The 2,311-nt window shown below is 37.6% G+C and carries 4 protein-coding genes; all 4 read right to left on the reverse strand.

The window, feature by feature from the left end; translation table 11 throughout:
- Window positions 1-627: ABC-2 transporter permease (locus V7L95_RS01800; RefSeq protein WP_340967872.1), on the reverse strand; the 627-nt coding region annotated here is incomplete at its 3' end.
- On the reverse strand, window positions 621-1,499 hold the full coding sequence (locus V7L95_RS01805; RefSeq protein WP_007501894.1) for an ABC transporter ATP-binding protein: 879 nt from the start codon (window positions 1,497-1,499) through the stop codon (window positions 621-623). The genes V7L95_RS01800 and V7L95_RS01805, both read right to left, overlap by 7 nt.
- A complete protein-coding gene (locus V7L95_RS01810) occupies window positions 1,492-1,884 on the reverse strand; it encodes a GntR family transcriptional regulator (protein ID WP_019743690.1) in 393 nt (130 codons plus the stop codon). The genes V7L95_RS01805 and V7L95_RS01810 overlap by 8 nt, the downstream gene beginning before the upstream one ends.
- Before the next feature lie 17 nt (window positions 1,885-1,901).
- A complete protein-coding gene (locus V7L95_RS01815; RefSeq protein ID WP_008342991.1) occupies window positions 1,902-2,081 on the reverse strand; it encodes a hypothetical protein in 180 nt (59 codons plus the stop codon).
- Window positions 2,082-2,311: the final 230 nt, after the last annotated feature.

A 2,311-nucleotide genomic window follows, 5' to 3' on the forward strand; every position in this document is an offset into this window, starting at 1 on the left:
ATAACTGATATCAACCCAACTTCTATCCGTTTTTAATAAATAGTCTAAATGAAACATCGGTAGCCAAATTAATAAATAAGGTAAAATTGATGTACTGAATGTAACAATGGCTTGACTAATTGCGCTTCCTGTTAAAGCACCTGCTGCAAGACACAAACTATAAAACATTAAGGTGGACACAAGTGCAATCAAATAACCACTGTTAAACGCAATCGTATATTGTGGTTGAATGCATAAAATGAGTATATAAGTAAAGACATATGACAATATATGAACAAGCGTGATAATTCCGGCACCTAGGAAAAACTTTGTGTGATAAATGGTCGTTCTGCTAAACGGCAAAGATAAAGTAAAATCAATTTGCCCTTTATTTCTTTCAAAACCCAACTGGGTAATTGCAAAAATTAAACTCATCGTCCATGAAAAGGTGATAAACATATCAGAACCGAAATCATAATAAAAGTAATTATCGAGTGGTGTACAAGTCGGATCGTTTAAACAAGTTTGAAAGGATGAGTATCCCATTAAAAAGGATAATGGCGTCGCAAAGACCGCAACAAGCATCACTAAAATGAATGTCAGCTCAGACTGCTTCCATTCCTTATATAACAATTGCCGCTTTACCATCTGCGTTTCCCTCCAAACTTTGCAATGAATACTTCTTCTAAATTTACAGGCAGTTCATGCCAGACTTTTGGTTCAAGCGATTTCAAATACTCTTTTGCTTCTTCATCTGTTTTGAGTACAAGTGCTGTATAGAACACACCTGCTTGATCTAAAATGGCAACGCCTTTTTTTCTAATACTTAAGTTCATATCCTCTTCAAATGCCATCTGGATTTTAACGTAGTCATTCTTTAATTCATCTAAATCCATAACACTTGTGAGCTGATTTCCTTCCAAAAACCCGATTCGGTTACACATACGCTCAATATCCTCTAAACGGTGAGATGTAATTAAAATCGTTGTTTGTCGTTCTGCCACCTCGTCAATCATCAGCTGAAGAACGTCATTTCTTGTGACTGCATCAATCCCGTCTGTCGGCTCATCTAACAAAATGACTGCTGGTTTGATGGCAAAACTTAAAATGAGAGACAGCTGTTTCTTTAAACCTGTCGACAATTCACGGTATTTCACTTTTTCCGGAATCTCATACCGGTTCACAAGCTCATTGGCATATGTCACGTCAAACTTTGGATACAGTTGTTTTAACAGCTTCACAAGCTGTCCATAATTGTACCGGTCAAAGTAGGGATTTACGACTGGCATATACACAATATTTTGCTTTACTAACGGGTGGTCTTTTACAAGTACATCTTTAAAATAAATCTCTCCTTCATCTGGAAGAAGGATTTGCTGAATCAAGCGAAGAAGTGTTGTTTTACCAGAGCCATTCCGGCCAAGCAGACCAAAGATCTCTCCTTCGCCTATCTTGAAGGAAACGTTGCTGAGTACTTCGCGTCCATTTAATTTCTTTGATACATTTCTGACCTCAATCAACTTGTTTTCCTCCTTTTAGACTTGAGCCGATCTCCTCCAGCCACTCTTTGAGTTGATGAATATCAATACCGGCATAATGAGCTTCAATAATGAGTTGCCTCAATTGCTCCTTCATCTCTAACACCTTCCCTTCATTCAGCTTTAACTGTGCACCTTCTGTCACATACGTTCCACGGCCTCTTAATGTTTCAATAATTCCTTCCCGTTCAAGCTCTTTATACGCTTTGCTGACGGTGTTTGGATTCGCAATAATAATGGTGGCAAGCTCTCTCACAGAGGGCAGTTTGTCACCTGGTTTCATCACGCCTTTTAAGCACAAAATTTTTAACTGCTCAATGATTTGTTCATATATTGGTGCAGCGCTTCTTGGATCTATTTGAATCATGATGGCTCCCTCTTTTCTCATTCATGCTTTTGCAGTCCTATCGCTTGATCATGTCCTTGCATTAAAGGGACCGAATTTGGAATAAAATCTTTTTGAACTTCAAAACCAATGAAAACGAGAACGAAAAAAAATGTACATGCTAACGCAACAGCCAGCACCATCCACTTTAAATTGATTGGTTTTTTTTCTTTTTTCATGGTTAAACACCTTTCTTCACGTTTAAGTGTCTATAGTGTATTAGTTGATGTAGTACACTTAATACAATATAGACACTTGATTGAAAAGTCAAGGGACTCTAGAAAAAAATAGGCAGACGAACCAGATAAAATTTACGAAACTACTCAAAAGCATTCGTGAAGTCAGGTTTGCTTCTGGTTTAGGGTGTTCAACACGTTCATCACTTTCATAATCGCCTGAAAAAGTGGAT

The organism is Bacillus sp. PPSBB_11, assembly GCF_038023285.1.
In the GTDB taxonomy this organism is placed as follows: Bacteria; Bacillota; Bacilli; order Bacillales; family Bacillaceae; genus Bacillus; species Bacillus altitudinis.